This window comes from Streptomyces sp. R44 (assembly GCF_041053105.1).
In the GTDB taxonomy this organism is placed as follows: domain Bacteria; phylum Actinomycetota; class Actinomycetes; order Streptomycetales; family Streptomycetaceae; genus Streptomyces.
This window is the reverse complement of record NZ_CP163444.1, coordinates 6,849,199-6,870,798: the sequence shown is the minus strand read 5'-3', so window position 1 is coordinate 6,870,798 and position 21,600 is coordinate 6,849,199. Positions and strand designations below refer to the sequence as shown.

Sequence of the window (21,600 nt, the reverse complement as noted above, 5' to 3'; positions counted from 1 at the left end):
AAGCCCTAGACGGGCGCCGGGGTGCAGTGCACCACGAGCTCGTCCATGGAGAGGCTCAGGACCCCGGCCAGGGCCGCGACGGTGAAGAAGGCCGGGGTCGGGGCCCGACCGGTCTCGATCTTGCGGAGGGTCTCGGCGGAGAGACCGGCGGCCGCGGCGATCTCGACCATGGACCGCTCGCCGCGCGCCTCGCGCAGGAGCAGGCCCAGGCGCTCGCCGCGCTCGCGCTCTTCGGGGGTCAGGGGTGTGCGCACCATGCCCCCCATGGTAATACCGACCCCCCATAGAAATACCGGTATAGTAATTGGCCATGGTGGAGATCAAGACGAACGAATCCCTGGCGGCCATGCGTGAGTCGGGCCGGGTGGTGGCCCGTGCCCTGGCTGCGGTACGAGAGAAGGCGGCGCCCGGCGTCGCGCTCACCGAGCTCGACCGGGTCGCGCGCGAGGTGCTCGCGGAGGCGGGCGCCGGCTCGCCCTTCCTCGACTACCACCCGGAGTGGGCCCCGGTGCCGTTCCCCGCGGTCGTGTGCGTCTCCGTGAACGACGCGATCGTGCACGGCATCCCGGACGGGACCCGGCTGGCCCCGGGCGACCTGGTGTCCGTGGACTGCGGGGCGACGCTGGGCGGCTGGGCCGGTGACTCGGCCGTCAGCTTCACGGTCGGCCCGGCCCGGCCGGAGGACACGCGCCTCATCTCCGCCGCGGAGGAGGCCCTGGAGGCCGGCATCGCCGCGGCCGTCGTCGGCAACCGCATCGGCGACATCGCCCACGCGATCGGCCGGGTCTGCCGCGCCGCCGGGTACGGCATCCCCGACGGCTTCGGCGGCCACGGCATCGGCCGCGCCATGCACGAGGACCCGGGCGTCCCCAACGAGGGACGCCCGGGCCGGGGCATGAAGCTGCGCCACGGGATGGTGCTCGCGATCGAGCCGATGCTCATCGGCGGCGGCACCGACGAGCACTACACGGCGCGGGACGGCTGGACGATCCGTACGTCCGACGGCTCGCGCGCGTCCCACGCCGAGCACACGGTGGCGATCACGGACGACGGCCCGCGCGTCCTGACCGCCCTGTAGGCGTTCGGGACGCCGGCCGCTCCCCCGACGTTCAGGGCGCCGGACGCTCCGCAGGCGTTCAGGGCGCCGGACGCACGACCATCGCCGAGCCGCCGCCCCGGCGGACCGTCTCCGCGGCCGCCACCCAGCGGCCGTCGGGGAGGCGCTGGACGCCGGTCGCCGCGCCGATCTCCGGGTTCTGCCGGAAGCCGTGCCCGATGCCCTCCAGTTCCGTCCTCAACGGGCTGTTCCACAGGGCGGGTTCGAGTTCGGTGGTGGCCTGGTTGCGCTGGCTGGCGCGCGGCGCGGCGATCGCGTCGACCAGCGGCAGACCCCGGTCCAGGACGCCCGTCAGGGTCTGGAGGACCGTGGTGATGATGGTCGCGCCGCCCGGCGAGCCGAGGGCGAGGACGGGCCGGTCGTGCCGGTCGAGGACGATCGTCGGCGAGATCGAGGAGCGCGGCCGCTTGCCGGGGCCGGGCAGGTTCGGGTCGTGGACGGCCGGGTTGGCCGGGGCGAAGGAGAAGTCGGTCAGCTCGTTGTTGAGCAGGAAGCCCCGGCCGGGCACGGTGATGCCGCTGCCACCGGTGGACTCGATGGTGAGGGTGTAGGCGACGATGTTGCCCCACTTGTCGGCCACGGTCAGATGGGTGGTGTTCTCGCCTTCGTACGTGGTCGGGGCGGCGGTCCCGCCGCTCGCGCACGGCACCGGGCTGCTCGGGTCGCCGGGGGCGAGCGGGCTGGTGAGGGCGGCGTCGTCGCGGATCAGGCAGGCCCGGGAGTCGGCGAACCGCTGGGAGAGCAGTCCGCGCGTCGGCACGGACTCGAAGGCCGGGTCGCCGACCCAGCGGCCCCGGTCGGCGAAGGCGATGCGGCTGGCCTCGATGAAGCGGTGCAGGTACTGGGCCCGGGAGGCCGACGAGAGGTCGGTGCCCTCCAGGATGTTGAGCGCCTCGCCGACGCTCGTGCCGCCGGAGGAGGACGGGGCCATGCCGTAGACGTCGAGCCCGCGGTACGAGACCTTCGTGGGCCTGCGGGACTCGGTGCGGTACGCGGCGAGGTCGGCCTCCGTCAGGTCGCCGGGGCGGACGGTCCGGGTGGCGCCCGCGCGGAGCGGGGGCGTGCGGACGGTGTTCACGATGTCCCGGGCGAGCGGCCCGCGGTAGAGGGCGCCGACGCCTTCGCGGCCGAGCGTCTCGTACGTACGGGCCAGGTCGGGGTTCTTGAAGACGGAGCCGACCACGGGCAGCTGCCCGCCGGGCAGGAACAGTGCGGAGGTGGCCGGGAAGTCGCGGAAGCGGGCCTCGTTGGCGGCCGTCTGGGCGCGGAAGGTGGGGTCGACGGTGAAGCCGTCCCGGGCGAGCCGCTCGGCGGGTTCCAGCAGGGTGTCGAGGCGCTTGCTGCCCCACGCGTCGAGGGCGGTCCTCCAGGTGGCGGGGGTGCCGGGGGTGCCGACGCCGAGGCCGCTGGTCTGGCCCTCCTCGAAGGGGATGGGCTTGCCGTTCTCCGTGAAGAGGCCCGCGTCGGCGGTGCTCGGCGCGGTCTCGCGGCCGTCGACGGTCCGTACGGTACGGCTCTTCGCGTCGTAGTAGACGAAGTAGCCGCCGCCTCCGATGCCCGCCGAGTACGGCTCGGTGACGCCGAGGGCGGCCGCGACGGCGACGGCGGCGTCGACCGCGTTGCCGCCCTTGCGGAGGACCTCGATGCCGGCGGCCGAGGCGTCGGCGTCGACGCTGGCGACGGCGCCGCCGTAGCCGACGGCGACGGGTTCCTTCACCGAGGGCGGGGCGGTGCTCGGTGGCGCGGCGGCGCCCATCGAGAGCACCGTCGCCGCGACGGCGAGAAGGGAGACCTTGCCAGCGGCGGAGCGACGCATTCCTACCTCCAGTCAACGACCGTCCGCGCAGCGTAACTTCCCGCGCCGCCTCCCGTCAGGACCGCCTCGAACTGAAGGCCGGATCGCCGCTAGCATGCGCGGCTATGAATGAAGACCTGCGCAACGTGGTGCTCGGGGTCCTGGCCACCGGCGTCAGCGGCTCCCTCGGGTGGCTGACCCGCACCTATGTCTGGCGGCGGCGTCTGCGCCGCAAGCAGGCCTTCTTCGGGCTGCCCTCCGGTTCGGAGTGTCTGCTCGTGGTGAACCGTCTGGCCGGCAGCGAGCGCGGGGTGCACACCCACGACGTGTCGGCGCTTCTCGAACTGTCGGCGCTGATCAAGGACTGCGGGGCACGGCCCCGTGTCGTGCAGCACGACACGGCCCGTCAGGGCCTCGGGGAGATAGCCGAGTTCTGCATCGGCGGCCCCTACTCCAACCGGCGCATGGCAGCCCATCTGCCGAACCTGCTGCCGGGACTCACGATGAACGTCGAGCAGGAGCCGCGCGAGGACCGTGCGATGTTCACCGTGGCGGGCAAGACCTACCGCCCGGAGTGGGGCGTCGACGAGTACGTCGTCCTCGCGCGCCTCACCCGCGGCGAGGACAGCCGGCCGGTGTTCCTGCTCTGCGGCCAGGCCGCGGTCGCCAATCAGGCCGCGGCGCGGCACCTGGCCCGCCACCACAGGGCGCTGACCGGCAAGTACGGGCCGAACGGCTCCTTCGCACTGCTCCTGAGGGTGGTCAACTCGCAGGCGTACGGCCCCGATGTGGTCGAGCTGGTGGCCGATGTCACGGCCGCGGCGCGTACGGCTCCCGTGGCCGCACCGGCAGCGACTTGATTCCGTTGATGAAGTTGGAGACGAGGCGCCGGGGCGGTCCCGCGAGGGCCAGGCCGCCGCAGGCCGCGCGCACCTCCTCGTAGAACACACGGAGCTGGAGCCGGGCGAAGTGGGCGCCGAGGCAGACGTGCGGGCCGTCGCCGAAGGAGACGTGCGGGTTCGGGGTCCGGCCGAGGTCCAGGCGGTGCGGGTCGGCGAAGACCCGCTCGTCGTGGTTGGCGGAGGCGTGGAAGACGACGACCTTGTCGCCCGCGAGGATCTTCTGCCCGGCGAGCTCGGTGTCGTGGGCGGCGGTGCGGCGGAAGGAGAGCACGGGCGGGTGCACGCGGAGGAGTTCGTCGACGGCCGTGTCCATGGAGACCTCACCGCGCCACAACCTGCCCTGTTCCGCCGGGTGTTGGGCAAGGGCGAGGATTCCGCCGGGGGCGGCGCTGCGGACGGTGTCGTTGCCGGCGACGGTGAGCAGGAAGAAGAACATCTCCAGTTCGGCGTCGGCGAGTTCTGAGGCGGCGAGGACGCTCATGACGTCGTCGGCGGGGTGCGCGCGTTTGTACGCGGCGAGCTCCTGGGCGTAGCCGAACATCTCGGCGAGCATGGCGGGCGAACGGGGGTTGACCGGTCTGCCCTCGGCGTCGAGGACCGGGGGCTCGTCGGGGTCCTGGTAGGCGATGACCCGCTCGGTCCAGGCGTGGAGGAGTCCCCGGTCGCTCGCGGGCACCCCGAGCAGGTCCGTGAGGTTGAGCAGGGCGTAGTCGTCGGTGACGGCCCGGACGAGGTCCACCTCGCCGCCGTCCGCGAACGCGTCACCGAGCAGCCGGCGGGCGCGCTCGCGCGCGGTGGCGGTGAAGCGCTCGATGCGTCCGGGGGTGAAGGCGCGACTCACCAGACGCCTCAACCTGCCGTGCCCCGGCGGATCCTGATTGAGCATCATGCGGCGGATGAAGGGCAGGTCGGCGGGGTCGGGATCGCGGATCTGGGTGGCGCCGAGGTGTGAGGAGTACGTCCCCGGGTCCTTGAGCACCCGGACGACGTCGGCGTGCCGGGTGACGGCCCAGAAGCCTGCCCCGGCGGGCCAGCCGAGGATCTCCGGTTCGTCCTGCCGGGCGACGGGGGCGAGGTCGCGCAGGGCGCGGAAGCGGTCGTGCGGGATGCCCGCGGCGTAGATCCGGGGGTCGAAGACGTCGGGTGGGACGATCCTGCTCCGCACCGGCCCTCCCTTCGGAGTGAAGACGTCACCATCATGACAGGTCAGAGCCGGTTTTCGTAGGACGGAACGCACAGTTCGAGAGCCTTGTCCGGGCTGTTCCCCGACTCCCAGAATCTCCGTCGTGCATCACACGGAGAACAGGGGGCACGTGACTCCTCCCCCGGCTGAAGCCGGGAGCTTCTCGCTAACCCTGTGGGGTGTTGCGACGGACCAGCCCGGCCCGTAGAACGTTCAGAGCGCCCACCGTGTCCGCGTGCGCAGTGTGACCGCACGAGACGCAGTGGAACTTCTCCTGGGTGGGCCGGTTCTCCTTGGCGACGTGCCCGCATTCCGGGCAGGTCCGGGAGGTATTGCGGGGGTCCACGGCGATCACTTCCCGTCCGGCGCTTTCAGCCTTGGCGTGCAGGATCGTCAAGAACACCCCCCATCCGGCATCCGAGATCGAGTGATTGAGTCCGGCCTTCGCCGCGGCCCCGTTGGACAGGAAGCTGCCCGGCCGTCCGGGATCCGGCTTGGGCGCCGGGGCCTTGACCATGTTGCGGATCTTGAGGTCCTCGTGCGCGATGACGTCGTGCCGGCGCACGAGGTCAAGCGCAGTCTTGTGCGCATGGTCGAGGCGCTGGCGGCGGACCTTGCGGTGCAGGCCGGCAACCTTCTGCACGGCCCGCCGGTGGTTCCTGGTGCGCTTGTCCCGGCGGACGCGAGGGAAGCGGGCGAGAGCCTGCTGCGCGACCCCGAGCTTCGCGGCAGCCCTCCGCCCGTGGCGCGGGTTGGGCACGAACCCACCGTCGGAGTCGGCGAGGAAGGTGGCTATACCCAGGTCGATGCCGACCACACCGCCCGTCGCCGGAAGCGGCTCGGACTGTGCCTGCTCGGCGGTCAGGATGACGTACCAGCGTCGGCCTTCGCGCTTGACCGACACAGTCTTGACCCTGCCGACCACCGGCCGGTGCTGGTGCACCTTGACGTGCCCGACGCCCTGGAGACGGACGCGGGTGACGGGGTCATGCGGGGTGGAGTCCCAGCGGCAGCCATCCCCGTCCCTGGGGAAGTCCACGGTGTCAAACCACATCACGCCCCGGAACCTGGGGTACCCCGGCGCCTCACCGGCCTTGGCGCGCCGGAAGAACGCCTGAAATGCCTTGTCCAGGCGGCGCAAGGTGGCCTGCTGACTGGAGAACGACCACCGGCCCTGCCGCTCCGGGTCGAAGGACCGGATGTCTCTGAGCTGCGCGGACTGCTTCCCATACGTGATCGAGGATTTGGAGGCGTGCCGGTAGGCGTCCCGGCGCTCCTGCAAAGCGCCGTTATAGAGGGAGCAGTGATCACGCAGCATCTCGCCGAGCGCTGCCGCCTGGCCCACGGTGGGCCGCATCAGGAACTTGTACGCACGAATCACCCCGACCCACCCCCTCACGCGCCACCATAATGCGGGCCACCGACAGCAACGACCCTCCTGGCGACAAGTCGCCACACTGAAGACCGCCCCACCCAACTTCACAGGCTCCTGCGGCGGTGCGCCACCTCCCCGACAGGCGGGAGGACTGCCCACCACCCTCCAGGCTGGCACACCAATCGTTACCCGCACGTAACTTGCCGACCAGTTACCACGGGTAAAGCACCCCGGTTACCGTCGGGTCACTTTCACTTCACTGCCCCCAACAGTGCCCCCAGTGAGGAGTGCCCCGTGCGCACATCCCTGGTCCTCGCCGTCTCGGCCGCCCTCGTGGCCGGGACGGCCCTCGGGCTCGCCCCGACAGCCCAGGCCGCCGACACCCCCATCCGCTTCGTCGACATCGCCGGAGACGGCGGCACCGTCCTCAAGGCGAACGTCGTCACCCCGGCGGGAGCCGACGCGGGCGCCCGTCACCCCCTGATCGTGCTTCCCACCAGCTGGGCCATGCCCCAGGTCGAGTACCTCGCCCAGGCCCAGAAGCTCGCCGACTCCGGCTACGTCGTGGTGAGTTACAACTCGCGCGGCTTCTGGCAGTCCGGCGGGGAGATCGAGACGGCGGGCCCCAAGGACGTCGCCGACGCCTCCAAGGTGATCGACTGGGCCCTCGCGAACACCCCGTCCGACCCCGCCCACGTGGGCATGGCGGGAGTCTCGTACGGCGCGGGGATCAGCCTGCTCGCCGCCGCGAACGACCCGCGCATCAAGGCCGTCGCGGCGCTCAGCGGCTGGGCCGACCTCATCGAGTCCATCTACAGCGGCCGCACCCAGCACATCCAGGCCGCCGCCCTGCTCGGCGGCGCGGGCTATCTCACCGGCCGCCCGGGGCCCGAACTCAAGGAGATCCTGGGCGACTTCCTCTCCTCCAACCTGGCCAAGGAGGAGGACATGATCGCCTGGGGCCGCAAGCGGTCCGCCGTCGAGCAGCTCGACCGGATCAACGCCAACGGCGCCGCGATCATGCTGGGCAACGCCTGGGGCGACACCATCTTCCCGCCCAACCAGTACGCGGGCTTCTACGAGAAGCTCACCGGCCCCAAGCGCCTGGAGTTCCGTCCGGGCGACCACGCCACCGCCGAGGCCACCGGCCTCCTCGGGCTGCCCAACGACACCTGGACCAGCGCCCACCGCTGGTTCGACCACTACCTCAAGGGCGCCGACAACGGCATCGACCGCGAGCAGCCCGTCCAGCTCAAGCCGCGGTCCGACGCCGGCTACGAGGGCTACCCCGACTGGAAGTCCCTCGACGCGAACCGGCGGAAGTTCGACCTCGGCGGTACGCAGCGGATCTGGGCCGATGTCGACTCGGGCGCCAACGGCGGGGTCGTGATGCTCTCCAACCTCCTGGACCAGTTCTTCCAGGCTCCGCCGATCGCCTCGATACCCCTCCTCCCCCGCGCCTTCGCGGGCGTCTGGCAGTCGGAGCGGTACGACAGTCCGCAGCGGGTGCGCGGCACGGTGAAGCTGCACACCACGGTCAGCTCCACCAAGGAGAGCGGCACTTTCGTCGCGTACCTCTACGACGTGGGCCCGCTCGGGGTCGGCAAGCTCGTCAGCAACGCCCCGTACACCTTCCACGACCGCACCCCGGGGCAGCCGTTCGGCGTCGATCTGGAGCTGTTCTCCACGGCCTACGACGTCCCGGCCGGGCACCGGCTCGCCCTGGTCGTCGACACCGTCGACCCGCTCTACATCGAGCACAACCCGACCGGCGCGCAGCTGACCTTCTCCTCCCCCACGACCGACCCGTCGTACGTGTCGGTCCCGCTGCGGGCGGAGTGATCGCGGACTCAGTACTCGGAGGCCTCCGCGTACACCTGGGAGAGCTGCGGCGCGCCCGTGATCGCCCAGTCGAGACCGGCCTCGACGACCTGGATCTCCCGGCCGGAGGCGAGCCGCACGACGGGGCCGCCGCCGGGCCACACCTGCCACCGGGCGCCCGGCACGTTCCGGACGATCACGGTGCCGAGGTAGAGACCGGCGTCGTTCCCGAACCAGGGGAGCTCTTCCGGATCGTTTCGCCAGCGGGGCGGCAGCTGGTCGAGCTCCTGGAGGGAGCGCGGGGTGTCGTCCAGTGCCACCCCGGCCTCCTCGACACGGGAACGCAGCAGCTCGCACTCGGAGAGGAGCTCGGCCACTCCCTCCGGGTCGCGGTCGAAGGCCGCGGCCAGGGGGGAGTCGGCCGGCTCGGGCTCATGTCGCTTGCGCCAGTTGTCCAGAAACGGGATGTTCATCCGAACAGCCTCGCACCGCCACCTCCCGGTCGACCACCCGGCGCGCGGAGATGATCTCCGCGGCCGCACCGGAGGATCCGCTCAGACGTCGAGGTCGACGACGACGGGCGCGTGGTCCGAGGCGCCCTTGCCCTTCCGCTCCTCGCGGTCGACATAGCTGTCGGAGACCGCCTCGGCGAACGGCTTGTTGCCGTAGACCAGGTCGATCCGCATGCCCTTGTTCTTCGGGAAGCAGAGCTGGCGGTAGTCCCAGTACGTGAAGGGGTGGTCGTACTTGAGGGGCCGCGGGACCACGTCGGCGAGACCGGTCTCGCGGAGCCCGGCGAGCGCGGCCCGCTCCGGCTCCGTCACATGCGTGGCGCCCTCGAAGACGGCGATGTCCCAGACGTCCTCGTCGGTCGGGGCGATGTTGTAGTCGCCGAGGACCGCGAAGGGGCGCTCGCCCGACGCGTCCTCCGCGACGGCCGCCTTCAGCGCCTCCAGCCAGCGCAGCTTGTACGCGTAGTGCTCGTGGGCCACCTCGCGGCCGTTCGGCACGTACACCGACCAGACGCGGACCGGGCCGCAGGTCGCGGAGATCGCCCGGGGCTCCTCCATCCCGTCGTACTCCGGGCCGCCGGGCAGGCCGGTGACCACGTCCGCGAGGCCGACCCGGGAGACCAGGGCCACGCCGTTCCACCGCCCGGTGGCGTTGACCACCGACTCGTAGCCCAGGGCGCGCAGCTCCTCGGTGGGGAACTGCTCGGCGGTGCACTTGGTCTCCTGGATGCACAGCACGTCGGTGCCGCTGCTCTCCAGCCAGGCCAGGAGCCGGGGCAGCCGGGCGGTGATCGAATTGACGTTCCAGGTGGCGATGCGCATGGGCGCAAGCCTACTGGCGGGGTGTGACAGTGCGCGGTTTCAGAGCTCGGCGGAGGCGCCGGAGGCCAGGCGCGCGTGGGCCGTGCCGCCCAGCTCGCCGATCTGCCGGTCGTAGATGGGTCGGGCGAGATCGGTGAGCAGGGCGTCGTGGATGTCGTACGCGCGGCGCGGCTTGACCTCGCGCACGTAGTCGATGACCTCGGAGATCTTGTTCCAGGGGGCCATGACGGGCAGCAGCAGCGTGTCCACGGGGTGGTCGGGCACGGTGAGCGCGTCGCCGGGGTGGAAGACGGCGCCGTCGACGAGGTAGCCCACGTTGGTGATGCGCGGGATGTCCGGGTGGATCACCGCGTGCAGCTCGCCGTGGACCTGGACGTCGAAGCCGGCCGCCGTGAAGGTGTCGCCGTGCCCGACGGTGTGCACCCGCCCCGGGAAGGCGGCCGAGATCCGCTCGGCGACGCTGCGCAGCGTCCAGATCTCGGCGGCCTCGTTGGCCTCCAGGGCGGCCCGCAGCCGGCCCTCGTCGAAGTGGTCGGGGTGCTCGTGGGTGACGAGCAGCGCGTCGGCTCCGAGGCCGGCGTCCTCCTCGGTGAACATGCCGGGGTCGAGGACGAGCGTGCGGCCGTCCTTCTCCAGCCGCACGCAGGCGTGGGACTTCTTCGTCAGCTTCACGGGCCCAGGCTACGCCGGGGGCGTGGTCTCCTCCGCGATGACGCGGGTGACCACCCGCAGCGCCGTCTCGGCGGCCGGGAACCCGCAGTACGCGCCCGCGTGGAGGACGATCTCGCGCAGCTCCTCCGGCGAGAGGCCGTTGCGCAGGGCGGCGCGGGTGTGGTCGGCGAGGGCCTCGCGGTGGCCGCCGGCGATGAGGGCGGTGAGGGTGACGACGCTGCGGGTGCGCCGGTCGAGCCCCTCGCGGCTCCAGACCTCGCCCCAGGCGTAGCGGGTGACGAGCTCCTGGAAGGCGCCGTCGGGGTCCTCGGCGAGGGCCTGGTCGACATGGGCGTCGCCGAGGACCTCGCGGCGCAGCCCGAGCCCCCGCTCGTACGGGTCGGGCCGGCCGGCCTCGGCGGGCTCGGCTTCGGGGGCGGCCGGTGCGGGCTCGGCGACGGGGACGGGCGGCGGAGGCACGGTCAAGGTGCCGCTGGTCTCCGGGACGATCCCCGAGAAGTGCTCGGTCAGCAGGTCGGTCACGGCGGCGGGCTGCTCGACCGGGGCGAGGTGCGAGGCGCCGGGCACGACGGCGAGCCGGGCGTCGGCGATCCCGGCGACCAGGGTGCGGGCCTCGGCGGGGCCGGTGACCTGGTCCTCGGAGCCGACGAGGACGAGGGCGGGGATGCCGATGCTGCCCAGGGCCTCACGGACGTCGAAGACGGCGAGGGCCTCGCAGGCGGCGATGTAGCAGGCCGGGTCGGTCGTCCGGACCATCTGGACGGCCCAGTCGACGATGGCGGGCTGCGCGCCGGCGAAGAGCGGGGTGAACCACTGCTCGGGCGCCGTCCTGGCCATCGGCTCGAGACCGTTCGCCCGCACGATCACCCCCCGCTGCCGGAACTCGTCGGCGGTGCCGAACCGGGGCGAGGTGGCGACCAGGGCGAGCGAGGCGACCCGGTGGGGCGCGCGGAGGGCGAGGTCGAGTCCGACGGCACCGCCGAGGGAACAGCCGGCGTAGCCGAACCGCTGGACGCCGAGCTCGTCGAGCGTGGCGAGGAGCCGGTCGCCGAGCTCGGCGACGGAGGTGAAGGGCTCCGCGGGCGCGCCCCCGTGCCCCGGAAGATCGAACCGGACGACCCGCCAGTCACGGGTGAGCTCCGGTATCTGCCGGTCCCACATGTGGAAGGTGGTACCGAGGGACGGCCCCAGGACCAGGACCGGGGCGTCCTCGCGCCCGTCGACACGGTATTGCAGGGTGTTCGTCGCTGTCTCACTCACCCGCAAGACCCTCTCATCTCTTCGGGCAGCTCCCGCCGCCGGGTCACTCGTCAGGACGGCGTCTCGCCGGTCGGCGCCGTGGGGCCGTGGAAGGACGCGAGGGTGACGCGGGCGCTCAGGGTGCTGGGGTGCTTCGGACCCAGAACCCGCTCTCGATCCGCGAGAACCCGCTCCTGCAGGGCGATGGCCTCGATCTTCCGGCCCGCCTGCCGGAAGCAGAACGCGAGGTTCGAGCGGGAGGTCATCGTGTCAGGGTGCTCCGCTCCCAGGACCCGCTCTCGATCCGCGAGGACCTGTTCCTGCAGCACGATGGCCTCGTCGATCCGGCCCGCCTGCCGGTAGGTGACGGCGAGGTTCGAGCGGGCGACGAGGGTGACGGGATGGCCCGGGCCCAGGACCCGCTCACGGGCGGCGAGGACCTGCTCCTCCAGGACGATGGCCTCGTCGATCCGCCCCATCTCGTAGAGGGAGTAGGCGAGGGCGGCACGCACGGTGAGGGTGTCGGGATGGTCGGGGCCCAGAACCCGCTCACAGTCGTCGACCACCCGCTCCTGCAGAGCGATGGCCTCGTCGATCCGCCCCGCCTCCCTGAAGGAGACGGCGAGGGCGGCACGCGCGGTGAGGGTGTCGGGATGGTCCGCGCCCAGGGCCCGCACGCTGTCGGCGACCACCCGCTCCTGCAGCAGGATGGCGTGACCGGTCCGCCCTGCCTGGCTGTAGGAGAACGCGAGGTTGGAACGGGCGTCCAAGGTGTCGGGATGCTCCGGGCCCAGAATCCGCTCGGAGACGGCGACGACCTGCTCGTCCAGAGCGATGGCCTCCTCGATCCGCCCGGCTTGTCTGAAGGAGAAGGCGAGGTCGGCGCGGGCGGCGAGGGTGTCGATGTGCTCGGTTCCCAGCACCCGCTCGGAGACGGCGAGGACGTGCTCCTGCAGGGCGATGGCCTCGTCGGTCCGCCCCGCCTGCTTGAAGGAGAACGCCAGGTTGGAACGGGCATCCAGGGTGTCGGGATGCTCGGGACCCAGGAGCCGCTCGGAGTCGGAGATGACCTGCTCCTCCAGGGCGATGGCCTCACCGAGCCGCCCCGCCTGCCTCAAGGAGAACGCCAGGTTGGAACGGGCATCCAGGGTGTCGGGATGCTCCGGGCCCAGGACCCGCTCACGATCGGCGACCACCCGCTCCTGCAGCGCCGTGGCCTCGCCGGTCCGCCCGGCCCGGCCGTAGGAGAAGGCGAGGTCGGAGCGGGCGGTGAGGGTGCCGGGATCATCCGGGCCCAGCACCCGCTCACGATCGACGACGACCTGCTCCTCCAGGGCGATGGCCTCGTCGGTCCGCCCCATCTCGTAGAACGAGTAGCCGAGCGCCGCGCGCGCGGTGAGGGTGTCGGGATGGTCCGGGCCCAGGACGCGCTCACATTCGTCGACCACCCGCTCCTGCAGCGCGATCGCCTCGACGATCCGGCCCGCCTGTCTGAGGAAGGAGCCGAGGTCGGCACGGGCGGCCAGGGTCTCCGGGTGCTCCGGGCCCAGAAGCCGCTCACGTGCCGCGAGGACCTCCTCCGGGGAGAAAGGCTCGGGCAGCTCCTGGGAGGCGACCGGGGTGTCGGTGGGCGGGGCGTCGAGGTTCCGTGCCCCGGGCACCTCCGGATCGTCCTCCGCCGCGGGCGGGATCCCCAGCCGCGTCAGCACCTGCGTGCGGATCCAGCCGAACGACCGTCCCGTGTCCTCGACGACCGCCACGCCGTCCGGGTGGCCGACCCAGGCGGGGAAGACCGAGGCCCGGCCGATGGCGGATTCGATGCGGCGGGTGACGGACTCGGCGGTGTGCAGGAGTTCCTTCGGCGGGACCGCGCTCAGGAGGGCTCGGCGCGCCTCCGGGTCGAAGTCGTAGCGGCGGAGGTGGGGCAGGCGGTCCGGCACGGCCGTGGCGTCGACCTCGTGCATCAGGCCGCCCAGGAACACCTCCGTCAGGTGTCCCGGGTCCGTAGGGGCGCCGACGGCGGCCTGGACCAGGCGCATGACCGGGGGCGTGACGGGGGCCACCGCCGCCACGTGGGCCGCGAGCCGGTATGCCTCGGGGGACGCGGCCTCCTTGAAGCGGAGGACCGCCTCGACGCCCACGCTGTCGGGTCGCCCCGGGGCGGCGGCGGCCGGTCGGGGGTCGGTCCGGTCCGCGTCCCACAGCGGCAGGAGCGCCGTGCCGCCCGGCGCGGCGACGAGCCGGGCCCAGTCGCCGACGGCCGCCGGCGTCGGTTCGAGGACCGGGACGGGGACGGAGTCGAAGCGGACGAGTTCCGGCGGCAGGTCGGGGTCGGTGACGTGCCAGGCCCGCGTGGGGCCGCCGCGGCCGGTCGTGGTGACCTGCCAGGGCCGCGCCGTGATCCCCGTGCTCGCCCACAGCCGGGTCGGCAGGGCGTGCATGATCGCGGTGGGTCCGGACCGGGCCCACCGCTCCATGACCCGCCGCATCCCGCCGTCCCGCCAGGCCTCGCCCACGCCGTCGCTGACGACCAGGACGAGGGTGTTCCCCGTCGGGTCGCACAGGGACTTCACCGACTCGGGGCGGGTGCGGTGGCGGTACGGGCTGCTCCGCAGGGTCGGGGTGCCGCCGCGGGTGTCGAGGCCGTGGACCCGGACGTCACGGAACGATCCGGCGCGTTCCATCAGGGCGCGGACGTCCGCCGCGAGGCGCTGCCACAGGACCATGGAGACGTCGTCGTCGACGACGATGGCGAGGGTGAGCCAGCGGGTGCGCAGCGGGCGGGTGACGGTCTCGGGCACCCCCGTCTCGGCCATGGCGGTGACGGTGCGCGGGACGTCGAGGACATGGCGGCGGCGGTCGGGGAAGCGCTGTCGGAGCGGCCGCAGGGATTTCTCCAGCTGGAGCCGGCCGGGGCCGAGGGAGTGGCGGTCGGGGACGCCGACGGGGTGGGCCGGGGTCAGGACCACGGTTCCGTCCCCTGCGGACCGGTCCCCCGCCGCGGCTGCCAGCAGCGGGTGTGCGGCGGGCGGCCGGTGCGGATCGGCGGACGGGGGCTCCGGGTCCGGGTTGTCCGGCGTCCCGGGCGGCCGCGGCGCCGAGGCCCCGTCGCGGCGGGACGCCTCGCTCCGCGCCACGGCTCGTGCCAGGGGCCCGGCGCCCCGTGGCAGCTTCTCGGCCAGCCACAGGGCGTCGAGGAGCTCTTCCCGGGACAGGTCGGCCCCGCTCTCGGCCAGGAGTTTCGTCACGCGGGTGATCACGGCGTCACAGGGCTCCGCCGAGCCGGTGCAGGACGGCCTGGAGCAGGGCGCCCGCTTCGAGGTTCACGCCGCCCTTGCGGAGGAAGACTGCGTTGAGGAGCTGGTCGGTGGCGAGCTCGCCGGCGGCACGGCGTTCGAGGAAGGTCTCCAGGAGGTCGTCCACCTCCGCGAGGGCCGTGTCCCCGAGGTGGGCGGCGACGATGTCCCGCAGCCGCTGCTCGTCGGGTTCGGGGAGGTCGAGGCGGATGCAGCGGCGCAGGAAGGCGGCCGGGAACTCGCGTTCGCCGTTGCTGGTGATGACGACGACGGGGAACTCGGCACAGCGGATGTGGCCGCGCTCGACGGGGGTGGGCCTGTCGGGGTCGTCGGTCTGTACGTGGACGGGGGCGTGGTTCCTGGGCAGCCGGGCGAGCTCGGGGATGACGAACTCGCCCTCCTCGAAGACGGTCAGCAGGTCGTTGGGGAGGTCGACGTCGCCCTTGTCGAGTTCGTCGACGAGGAGGACCCGCGGGCCTTCCCGGTGTGCGAGGGCGTTGCCGAGGGGGCCGAGCTGGATGTACTGGCCGATGTCGGGTTCCGTGCCGTCGGCATCGCGCGGCAGGGTCGCCTCGCGGAGCCTGCCGACGGCGTCGTACTGGTAGAGGGCGTCCTGCAGGGTGGAGCGGCTGTTCACCGGCCATTGCAGGACGCGGCCGAGCCTGAGTTCGTGGGCGATGGCGTGGGCGAGGGAGGACTTGCCGGTGCCGGGCTGCCCGGTGACGAGGAGGGGCCGGCGCAGGTGCAGGGCGGCGTTGACCACTTCGACCTCGTCGGGGCCGATGAGGTACGGGCGGGGGTGGGGGACCTTGTCGCCGGTGCTGGACTCCGGTCGGCCGAAGCGGCGCCACGGGGGTGCTTCGGGGAAGACGACGTCGCGGCGCTCGCCGTCTCCGTGGAAGAGGTGCCAGCCGTCTCCTTCGGTGCTCGTGGCGGCCGGCTGCTGTGAGGTGGTCATGACGCGTGGGTTCCTCTCCAGGGGTCCCTCAGGTGGAGCTGCTCGGTCCTCGGGTGGGAGCTGTCGGGTTCCCAGACGAGTGAGGGGCGCGCCCGGCGTTCCTCGGGGTGGGCGGCGGTGTGGCTGCGGAAGACGCGTACCCGCTCGGCGAGTCCGTCGAGCTCGCCGGCCGGCGCCAGCTCGCCGAGCCGCTCGGCGTCCTCGTAGCCGGTGGCGTCGCGGTCCCACAGCACGACCGGGACGCCGAGGGCGAGGCAGACCTGGAGCCACGACTGGCGCTGGTCGGCGGGGCCGTGGAGGACGGCCCGGGCGGTGTCGCGGTGCTCGGTGCGGAGCAGGTGCATCAGCTTCCTGGAGTCGCCGCAGGCCGGGCCGGTGACGAGGACCGCGGTCCGGCCCTTCTTCCAGCGTCGTTCCTGGTCCTGGGCCCGGTCGGCGGCGATCCGGTCGAACTCCGGGCAGCTGAAGGAGACCTGGTAGTCCGCTCCGATGGGCCAGGAGGGGAGGAGGTCCTCGGGTGCGCCGGGCTCCCATTCGTCGACGGCCAGGTGGAGGCCGTGCCGGTCGACGACGACGGTCACCCAGGGCACGTGGTCGCCCTGGCCGGGCTCCTGCCGTGCGGCGCTGACCGCCTCGGCGAGGGCGCGGGCGGCCTGCTGCGGTGTCTTGGGCTCCGACGAGGGGTCCTTGAGGATCCGTCGGGTGCCGTCGGCGCGGTCGAGCCGGATGCGGCACCGGTACCGGTCGCCGTCCGCGGTGCCGCTGTGCTCCAGTTCCATGACCACGCGTGAGACGAGCGAGTTCCGGCGTCGCTTCGCCCACTGGGCGGCGTCCCCGCGCCGCTCCCTGAGGGCGTCGACGTGGATGCCGATGCGGTCGGCCGTCTGCTGCGACCAGGCGCGCAGCCGGTGCTGTCGTTCGCCGTCGACGGAGGCTCCCACGTACTCCACGAGGCGGAGCAGGGCGGGGACGGGCGGGCTGCCGTCGGGGACGCGCTCCCCGTCGGGCAGTTCCTCCAGTGCCTCGATCGTGGGGCCGAGCTCGTCCTCCTCGATCCGGGGGCGGGCGAGGCCGTCGGGCAGCACGGCGTACGGCAGTGCGTCGTGGGCGGCCAGGTGCAGCAGGGCGGGCTGTTCGCGGCGGATCTCGGCGAGGAGCTGGAGGAGTTCGTCGAACTCGGCGGGCGAGAGCAGGGGCCCGCAGCCGAGGGCCCGTGCCTGGGTGAGGAAGGCGGTGAGGCGGGAGCGGAACGCCGGGTCGGCGACGCGCGGGGCGAGGGCCTGACCGAGTGCGGCATGGGCGCGGGGGTGGGCCTGGAGGAGCGCCACGAGGTCGGCGGTGGTGGGGGCGTAGTCGTCCGTGTCGTAGCCGAGTTCGCCGGCCAGTTCGCGCGCGTAGGCGGTGCGGGCGGCCGGGTCGGTGAAGAGCGGGAGGAGCAGCTTCTCCAGGGTGCGTTCGGTGGGCGTGCGCTCGGTACCGGGTGCGGCGCGCGGCGCGGGCACCCCGATCGTGACCAGTTCGGGGGAGGCGCACGCGTGCCGGGCGAGGTGGTCGAGGAAGTCGCGGTCCTGGACGAAGGAGTGCGCGGGGACGGCGAGCAGCCTCCTGGCGCCGTAGGCCGCGGGTTCCTGGACGACGACGCCGACGAGCACGTCGCCGCAGAAGACCGCGGCGCCGGACGCCCCGCCCCAGGCGTTCCCGCCGTCCGTGCCGGGAACGGGAGCGGGCCCCTGGTCGAGCACGTAGTGCCGGCCGGAGCCGGAGAGCGGCGCGAGCGTGCCCCGCAGGTATTCGGCCTCGCGCCGGTCGGCGGCGGCGGCCTTCGGGTAGCCGAGGCCCTGGTACGGCAGTGGCACCCGGCCGGCGGGCCGGCCCCAGACGACGCCGGGCGTGTCCGTGGCGTGGTCGACACGGAGCAGTGCGACGTCGAGGTCGTCCGCGGGGGTCCACAGCAGCTCGGCCCTGACGGTGTGCGACGGGCCGTTCTCGAAGTGGCCGATACGCGCCGAGATCCTCGGCCACAGCTCACCGGTCTCCCGGTTCACCAGGACGTGACGGGCGGTCAGCACGAGGCGGGGGCCGATCAGATAGCCGGATCCGGTGCTTCGGGTCTCGTCCTTGGTACCGCTGCGGATCAGTGCCAGCCTGGCCGGATCCACGTCAGCCCTCGTCGTCCCAGGACCCGGTCTCCTCGTCGTTGACCTCGGGTCGGGTGCCGCCGGCGGCCTTGTCTGCGACGGAGAGCCGGAGCTTGAGCTTGTGGGTGCGTACGGTGGTCCGCTCGCCGCCCGCGCCGGCCGTGACGACACCGAAGGAGAGCTTTCCTTCCCCCTTCGCGGACTGGCGCAGTTCGAGCAGGAGCTCCAGCTCCGCCTCCTCGACGCCGAAGGCGAACTGCTGGCCGGCGCCGGTCCTCTGCGCCTCGTACAGCTCCTGCCGCAACTCCTCGATGGCCGCGGCCAGACCGATCGTCGACATCTCCGGCAGCTCCCCCGCTTCAACCCTCGGACAGTCCGTCGGACTGGGTCAGCGGTACGTTACAGCGAACGGGGGACGGCTCAAACCGGCCTGGAGACAATCAGCCAGCGGCAGTTGCCGTCCACCCCACGAAGCCCCACCGGAGCCCCGGCTCTCCGGTGGGGCTTCGTCGTCCTCCACGCACCCTCCCCCGGCATCCCGTGGCACCCCATGACGCCACCTGGCGCCACAGTGACTTGCCGTGGCGCCATTTTGATGCCACTCTCCTTCTTCGAGGGGCCTAGGCCCCGCACATCTCCCGTCTTTCCGCGTGACGCCACGCATGGCACCAGTGGTGCCATCGGCGGCACGATCTCCCTACCGACAGGACTTCTCCACGATGGCCACCTTCCTCTCCCGAGTGGGCCGCTTCGCCTTCCGCAGGCGCGGCCTGGTCGTCCTCCTCTGGCTCCTGGCCCTCTTCGGGGCGGGCTTCGCGGCCTCCACCGCCGCCGCCCCGCCCGCAGACACCTTCTCGATGCCGGGCACCGAGTCGCAGAGGGCCTTCGACCTCCTCCAGGAGAAGTTCCCCGACGCCCGCGCGGACGGTGCCGCCGCCCGCGTCGTCGTCCGCGCCCCCGGCGCCGAGAAGCTCACCTCCCCCGCCCGCAGGGCACAGGTCGAGCGGCTCGTCGCCGAGCTGGCCAAGGCGCCTCAAGTCGCCGTCGTGGCCGACCCGTTCGCGGCGAACGCGGTGAGCGGCGACCGTACGACCGCGTACGCGTACGTCACGTACAAGGTGAAGGCCACCGAGCTCACCGACGCGGCGCACGAGGGCCTCACCCACGCGATGGAGCGGGCCAGGGCCGCGGGACTCGCCGTCGAGGCGGGCGGCGACGCCGTCGAGATCGAACAGGCCATGAGCGGTACGGGCGAGAAGCTGGGCATCCTCGTCTCCGCCATCGTCCTGCTCCTCACCTTCGGGTCCCTGATCGCCGCCGGAATGCCCCTGCTCACGGCCATGATCGGCGTCGGCATCGGCATCAGCGCCATCACCGCGCTCGGCGCCACCCTCGGTCTGTCGTCCACCACCTCGACGCTCGCGATGATGATCGGCCTCGCCGTCGGCATCGACTACGCCCTGTTCATCGTCTCCCGCTACCGCTCCGAGATCGCCGAGGGCCGCGAGCGCTCGGAGGCCGCCTCGCGGGCCGTGGGCACCGCCGGCTCGGCCGTCGTCTTCGCCGGCCTCACCGTGATCATCGCCCTGTCGGGACTCGCGGTGGTCGACGTCCCCATGCTCACCAAGATGGGCCTCACCGCCGCCGGTACGGTCGCCGTGGCCGTACTCGTCGCCCTCACCTTCGTACCGGCGCTGCTCGGCTTCGCCCCCGTCCGGGTGCTCGCCCGCCGGGAGCGGAAGCAGTACACCGGCAAGCCGCTGTCCCGGCGTCAGCAGCGCGGGGCCGACAAGCGCGCGGCCCGCACCAAGCCCCACCTCGGCGCCCGCTGGGCCGGATTCGTCCTGCGCCACCCCGTCGCCGTGCTCCTCCTCGGTGTCGTGAGCCTGGGCGCCGCCGCCGTACCCGCCGCGAGTCTCGAACTGGGCCTGCCGGGCGAGGGCTCAATGGCCCCGCACACCACCCAGCGCAAGGCGTACGACCTGCTGTCCGACTCCTTCGGCCCCGGCTTCAACGGACCGCTGACGGTCATCGTCTCGGCGAAGGACGCGAAGAAGGCCGCCGCGCAGGTCCGTACGACCCTGGAGGGGGTCCCCGGGGTCGCGGGCGTCTCCCCCGCCACCACGAACGCCTCGGGCGACACCGCCCTCGTCACCGTCGTCCCCGCCACCGGCCCCACGGACACCAGGACCGAGGATCTCGTGCGCTCCCTGCGTGCGACGGCGGAGGGCGCTGAGCGGCGGACGGGCGCGACGGAGATCCTGGTCGCCGGGCAGACCGCGATGTTCATCGACTTCTCGCAGACCCTGGACGACGCGCTCCTCCCCTATCTCGCCCTGGTCGTCGGCCTCGCCTTCCTCCTGCTGATGCTGGTCTTCCGCTCCGTCCTCGTCCCCCTCAAGGCGGCCCTCGGCTTCCTCCTGTCCGTCAGCGCGGCCCTCGGCGCCGTCGTCGCCGTCTTCCAGTGGGGATGGCTCGCGGACCTCGTCGGCGTCGACCAGCCCGGCCCGGTCATGAGCACCCTGCCGATCTTCATGATCGGTGTCGTGTTCGGCCTCGCGATGGACTACGAGGTCTTCCTGGTCTCCCGGATGCGCGAGGCGTACGTCCACGGCGCCCGCCCCGGCGAGGCGGTCGTCACCGGCTTCCGGTACGGCGGCCGGGTCGTCAGCGCGGCCGCGATCATCATGACCAGCGTCTTCTCCGGCTTCATCGTCGAGGACAACGACTTCGTCAAGATGATCGGTTTCGGTCTCGCCGCGGCCGTCCTCTTCGACGCGTTCCTCGTCCGCATGACCATCGTGCCCGCCCTGTTCGCCCTGCTCGGCAGGTCCGCCTGGTGGCTGCCCAAGTGGCTCGACCGGATCCTGCCGGACATCGACGTCGAGGGCGAGAACCTGTCGCGGGGACCGGAGATCCCCTCGGGACGCTCCGTACGCGAGCAGCACTTCGTGTGCTGACCCGCCCGGGTCACTCCCGGTCCGTGCCCAGGTACCGGTCGAGCGGGGGTTCCTGGGCCAGGACGGCGCCGATCGTGAAGGCGAAGGTGATCGCGGCACAGACCACGATCAGCCAGGACAGCATCGTCAGGACCAGGCCCAGCGAGCCGTACTCGCCCAGGGCCCGGTTGAGGGCGCCCGGCATGTAGAGGCGGGCGGTGATGCCGAGGACCGTCGAGGCGGTGCCCGCCAGGACGGCGCCGGGCAGCAGCGGCAGCCAGGCCACCCGCTTGGCGAGCAGGAGGTGCTGGGTCCACAGCCACACTCCCGTGCTGACCAGGAAGTACAGCGGCAGGCCCAGCCAGCCGCCGGCCCCGAAGCCGTCGCGGATGGGGGCCTGGAGGAACACCACCACGACGAGGGCGAGCAGCCACACCGCCCACCGCCAGGCCGCGATCCGGGTCCCCGCCTTGGGCAGCCCCCAGGCCCGCTCGCACACCCGGGCCATGGCGCGGCTGAAGCTGGTGGCCGACACCAGGGCGACCACCGCGCCGACGATGCCGGTGGTCTCCCGCACCTCTTCGGACGTGGTCTGGTCCAGGACCTTCTGGACCTGCTGGTCGGACGCCCCGGACAAGCCGAACATGACGCGGAGGGACTCGCCCAGCTGGTCGCGGACCGCGAGCGGGGCGAAGGCGGCGAGGGCGAAGAGGAGCGGCACGGCGGCGAGGAAGGCCTGGGCCGCGAGCCGCGTGCCCGCGTCCAGGAGGTTCCCGCTCACCAGCCGGCTGGTCAGTTCCGTGAGCACGGGAAAGCGCCTCTCGGCTCCGG

17 protein-coding genes are annotated in these 21,600 nt (G+C 72.7%); 4 read left to right on the top strand and 13 right to left on the bottom strand.

What is annotated here, in order from left to right; genetic code table 11:
• Positions 1 to 5 precede the first annotated feature (5 nt).
• The gene (locus tag AB5J54_RS32125; protein ID WP_369147415.1) at positions 6 to 257 is read right to left on the bottom strand and encodes a helix-turn-helix domain-containing protein; all 252 of its coding nucleotides are present in this window, start codon (positions 255 to 257) and stop codon (positions 6 to 8) included.
• Positions 258 to 310: 53 nt separating this feature from the next.
• Between AB5J54_RS32125 and map the strand changes: the two genes are divergently transcribed.
• Positions 311 to 1,078: a type I methionyl aminopeptidase gene (map, locus tag AB5J54_RS32120; protein WP_369147414.1), complete on the top strand. Its 768-nt coding sequence runs from the start codon at positions 311 to 313 to the stop codon at positions 1,076 to 1,078.
• A gap of 58 nt (positions 1,079 to 1,136) precedes the next feature.
• Here the strand turns inward: map and ggt are convergent, their stop codons facing one another.
• A complete protein-coding gene (ggt, locus tag AB5J54_RS32115; protein WP_369147413.1) occupies positions 1,137 to 2,933 on the bottom strand; it encodes a gamma-glutamyltransferase in 1,797 nt (598 codons plus the stop codon).
• 104 nt (positions 2,934 to 3,037) lie between these two features.
• On the opposite strand from ggt, the gene AB5J54_RS32110 reads away from it, so the two are divergent.
• Positions 3,038 to 3,772 (top strand): hypothetical protein, encoded by a 735-nt coding sequence (locus tag AB5J54_RS32110; RefSeq protein WP_369147412.1) that lies wholly within the window; start codon positions 3,038 to 3,040, stop codon positions 3,770 to 3,772.
• Here AB5J54_RS32110 and AB5J54_RS32105 read toward each other — a convergent pair.
• Positions 3,723 to 4,979 carry a cytochrome P450 gene (locus AB5J54_RS32105; protein ID WP_369147411.1) on the bottom strand — a complete coding sequence of 419 codons (1,257 nt, stop codon included), beginning with the start codon at positions 4,977 to 4,979 and terminating at the stop codon, positions 3,723 to 3,725. The genes AB5J54_RS32110 and AB5J54_RS32105 overlap by 50 nt on opposite strands.
• Before the next feature lie 184 nt (positions 4,980 to 5,163).
• Positions 5,164 to 6,378: an RNA-guided endonuclease InsQ/TnpB family protein gene (locus AB5J54_RS32100; RefSeq protein WP_369147410.1), complete on the bottom strand. Its 1,215-nt coding sequence runs from the start codon at positions 6,376 to 6,378 to the stop codon at positions 5,164 to 5,166.
• 288 nt (positions 6,379 to 6,666) lie between these two features.
• On the opposite strand from AB5J54_RS32100, the gene AB5J54_RS32095 reads away from it, so the two are divergent.
• Positions 6,667 to 8,214 (top strand): CocE/NonD family hydrolase, encoded by a 1,548-nt coding sequence (locus tag AB5J54_RS32095; RefSeq protein ID WP_369147409.1) that lies wholly within the window; start codon positions 6,667 to 6,669, stop codon positions 8,212 to 8,214.
• Positions 8,215 to 8,222: 8 nt separating this feature from the next.
• Here AB5J54_RS32095 and AB5J54_RS32090 read toward each other — a convergent pair whose 3' ends face one another.
• From AB5J54_RS32090 to AB5J54_RS32055, 8 genes are all read right to left on the bottom strand, one after another.
• Positions 8,223 to 8,666, bottom strand: coding sequence for a DUF6278 family protein (locus AB5J54_RS32090; protein WP_369147408.1), 444 nt, complete (start codon positions 8,664 to 8,666; stop codon positions 8,223 to 8,225).
• Between the two features lie 81 nt (positions 8,667 to 8,747).
• A complete protein-coding gene (locus AB5J54_RS32085; protein ID WP_369147407.1) occupies positions 8,748 to 9,527 on the bottom strand; it encodes an exodeoxyribonuclease III in 780 nt (259 codons plus the stop codon).
• Positions 9,528 to 9,566: 39 nt separating this feature from the next.
• Positions 9,567 to 10,199, bottom strand: coding sequence for an MBL fold metallo-hydrolase (locus AB5J54_RS32080; RefSeq protein ID WP_369147406.1), 633 nt, complete (start codon positions 10,197 to 10,199; stop codon positions 9,567 to 9,569).
• Between the two features lie 9 nt (positions 10,200 to 10,208).
• Complete coding sequence (locus AB5J54_RS32075) at positions 10,209 to 11,459, bottom strand: alpha/beta fold hydrolase (protein WP_369147405.1); 1,251 nt, start codon at positions 11,457 to 11,459, stop codon at positions 10,209 to 10,211.
• Positions 11,460 to 11,509: 50 nt separating this feature from the next.
• Positions 11,510 to 14,686: a tetratricopeptide repeat protein gene (locus tag AB5J54_RS32070; RefSeq protein WP_369147404.1), complete on the bottom strand. Its 3,177-nt coding sequence runs from the start codon at positions 14,684 to 14,686 to the stop codon at positions 11,510 to 11,512.
• Positions 14,687 to 14,702: 16 nt separating this feature from the next.
• Positions 14,703 to 15,692: an AAA family ATPase gene (locus tag AB5J54_RS32065; protein WP_369147403.1), complete on the bottom strand. Its 990-nt coding sequence runs from the start codon at positions 15,690 to 15,692 to the stop codon at positions 14,703 to 14,705.
• On the bottom strand, positions 15,689 to 17,851 hold the full coding sequence (locus AB5J54_RS32060; protein ID WP_369147402.1) for a trypsin-like peptidase domain-containing protein: 2,163 nt from the start codon (positions 17,849 to 17,851) through the stop codon (positions 15,689 to 15,691). The genes AB5J54_RS32065 and AB5J54_RS32060 overlap by 4 nt, the downstream gene beginning before the upstream one ends.
• Before the next feature lies 1 nt (position 17,852).
• Complete coding sequence (locus tag AB5J54_RS32055; RefSeq protein ID WP_369147401.1) at positions 17,853 to 18,170, bottom strand: trypco2 family protein; 318 nt, start codon at positions 18,168 to 18,170, stop codon at positions 17,853 to 17,855.
• A 379-nt stretch (positions 18,171 to 18,549) separates the two neighbouring features.
• On the opposite strand from AB5J54_RS32055, the gene AB5J54_RS32050 reads away from it, so the two are divergent.
• Complete coding sequence (locus AB5J54_RS32050) at positions 18,550 to 20,790, top strand: MMPL family transporter (protein WP_369147400.1); 2,241 nt, start codon at positions 18,550 to 18,552, stop codon at positions 20,788 to 20,790.
• A 10-nt stretch (positions 20,791 to 20,800) separates the two neighbouring features.
• On the opposite strand, the gene AB5J54_RS32045 is transcribed toward AB5J54_RS32050, so the two are convergent.
• On the bottom strand, positions 20,801 to 21,577 hold the full coding sequence (locus AB5J54_RS32045; protein ID WP_369147399.1) for a YhjD/YihY/BrkB family envelope integrity protein: 777 nt from the start codon (positions 21,575 to 21,577) through the stop codon (positions 20,801 to 20,803).
• Positions 21,578 to 21,600: the final 23 nt, after the last annotated feature.

Excerpts from the sequence above, each read along its gene's own strand:
- AB5J54_RS32125 (WP_369147415.1), bottom strand. The coding sequence starts at position 257 with ATGGTGCGCACACCCCTGACCCCCGAAGAGCGCGAGCGCGGCGAGCGC.
- map (WP_369147414.1), top strand. The coding sequence starts at position 311 with ATGGTGGAGATCAAGACGAACGAATCCCTGGCGGCCATGCGTGAGTCG.
- ggt (WP_369147413.1), bottom strand. The coding sequence starts at position 2,933 with ATGCGTCGCTCCGCCGCTGGCAAGGTCTCCCTTCTCGCCGTCGCGGCG.
- AB5J54_RS32110 (WP_369147412.1), top strand. The coding sequence starts at position 3,038 with ATGAATGAAGACCTGCGCAACGTGGTGCTCGGGGTCCTGGCCACCGGC.
- AB5J54_RS32090 (WP_369147408.1), bottom strand. The coding sequence starts at position 8,666 with ATGAACATCCCGTTTCTGGACAACTGGCGCAAGCGACATGAGCCCGAG.
- AB5J54_RS32085 (WP_369147407.1), bottom strand. The coding sequence starts at position 9,527 with ATGCGCATCGCCACCTGGAACGTCAATTCGATCACCGCCCGGCTGCCC.
- AB5J54_RS32065 (WP_369147403.1), bottom strand. The coding sequence starts at position 15,692 with ATGACCACCTCACAGCAGCCGGCCGCCACGAGCACCGAAGGAGACGGC.
- AB5J54_RS32055 (WP_369147401.1), bottom strand. The coding sequence starts at position 18,170 with ATGTCGACGATCGGTCTGGCCGCGGCCATCGAGGAGTTGCGGCAGGAG.
- AB5J54_RS32050 (WP_369147400.1), top strand. The coding sequence starts at position 18,550 with ATGGCCACCTTCCTCTCCCGAGTGGGCCGCTTCGCCTTCCGCAGGCGC.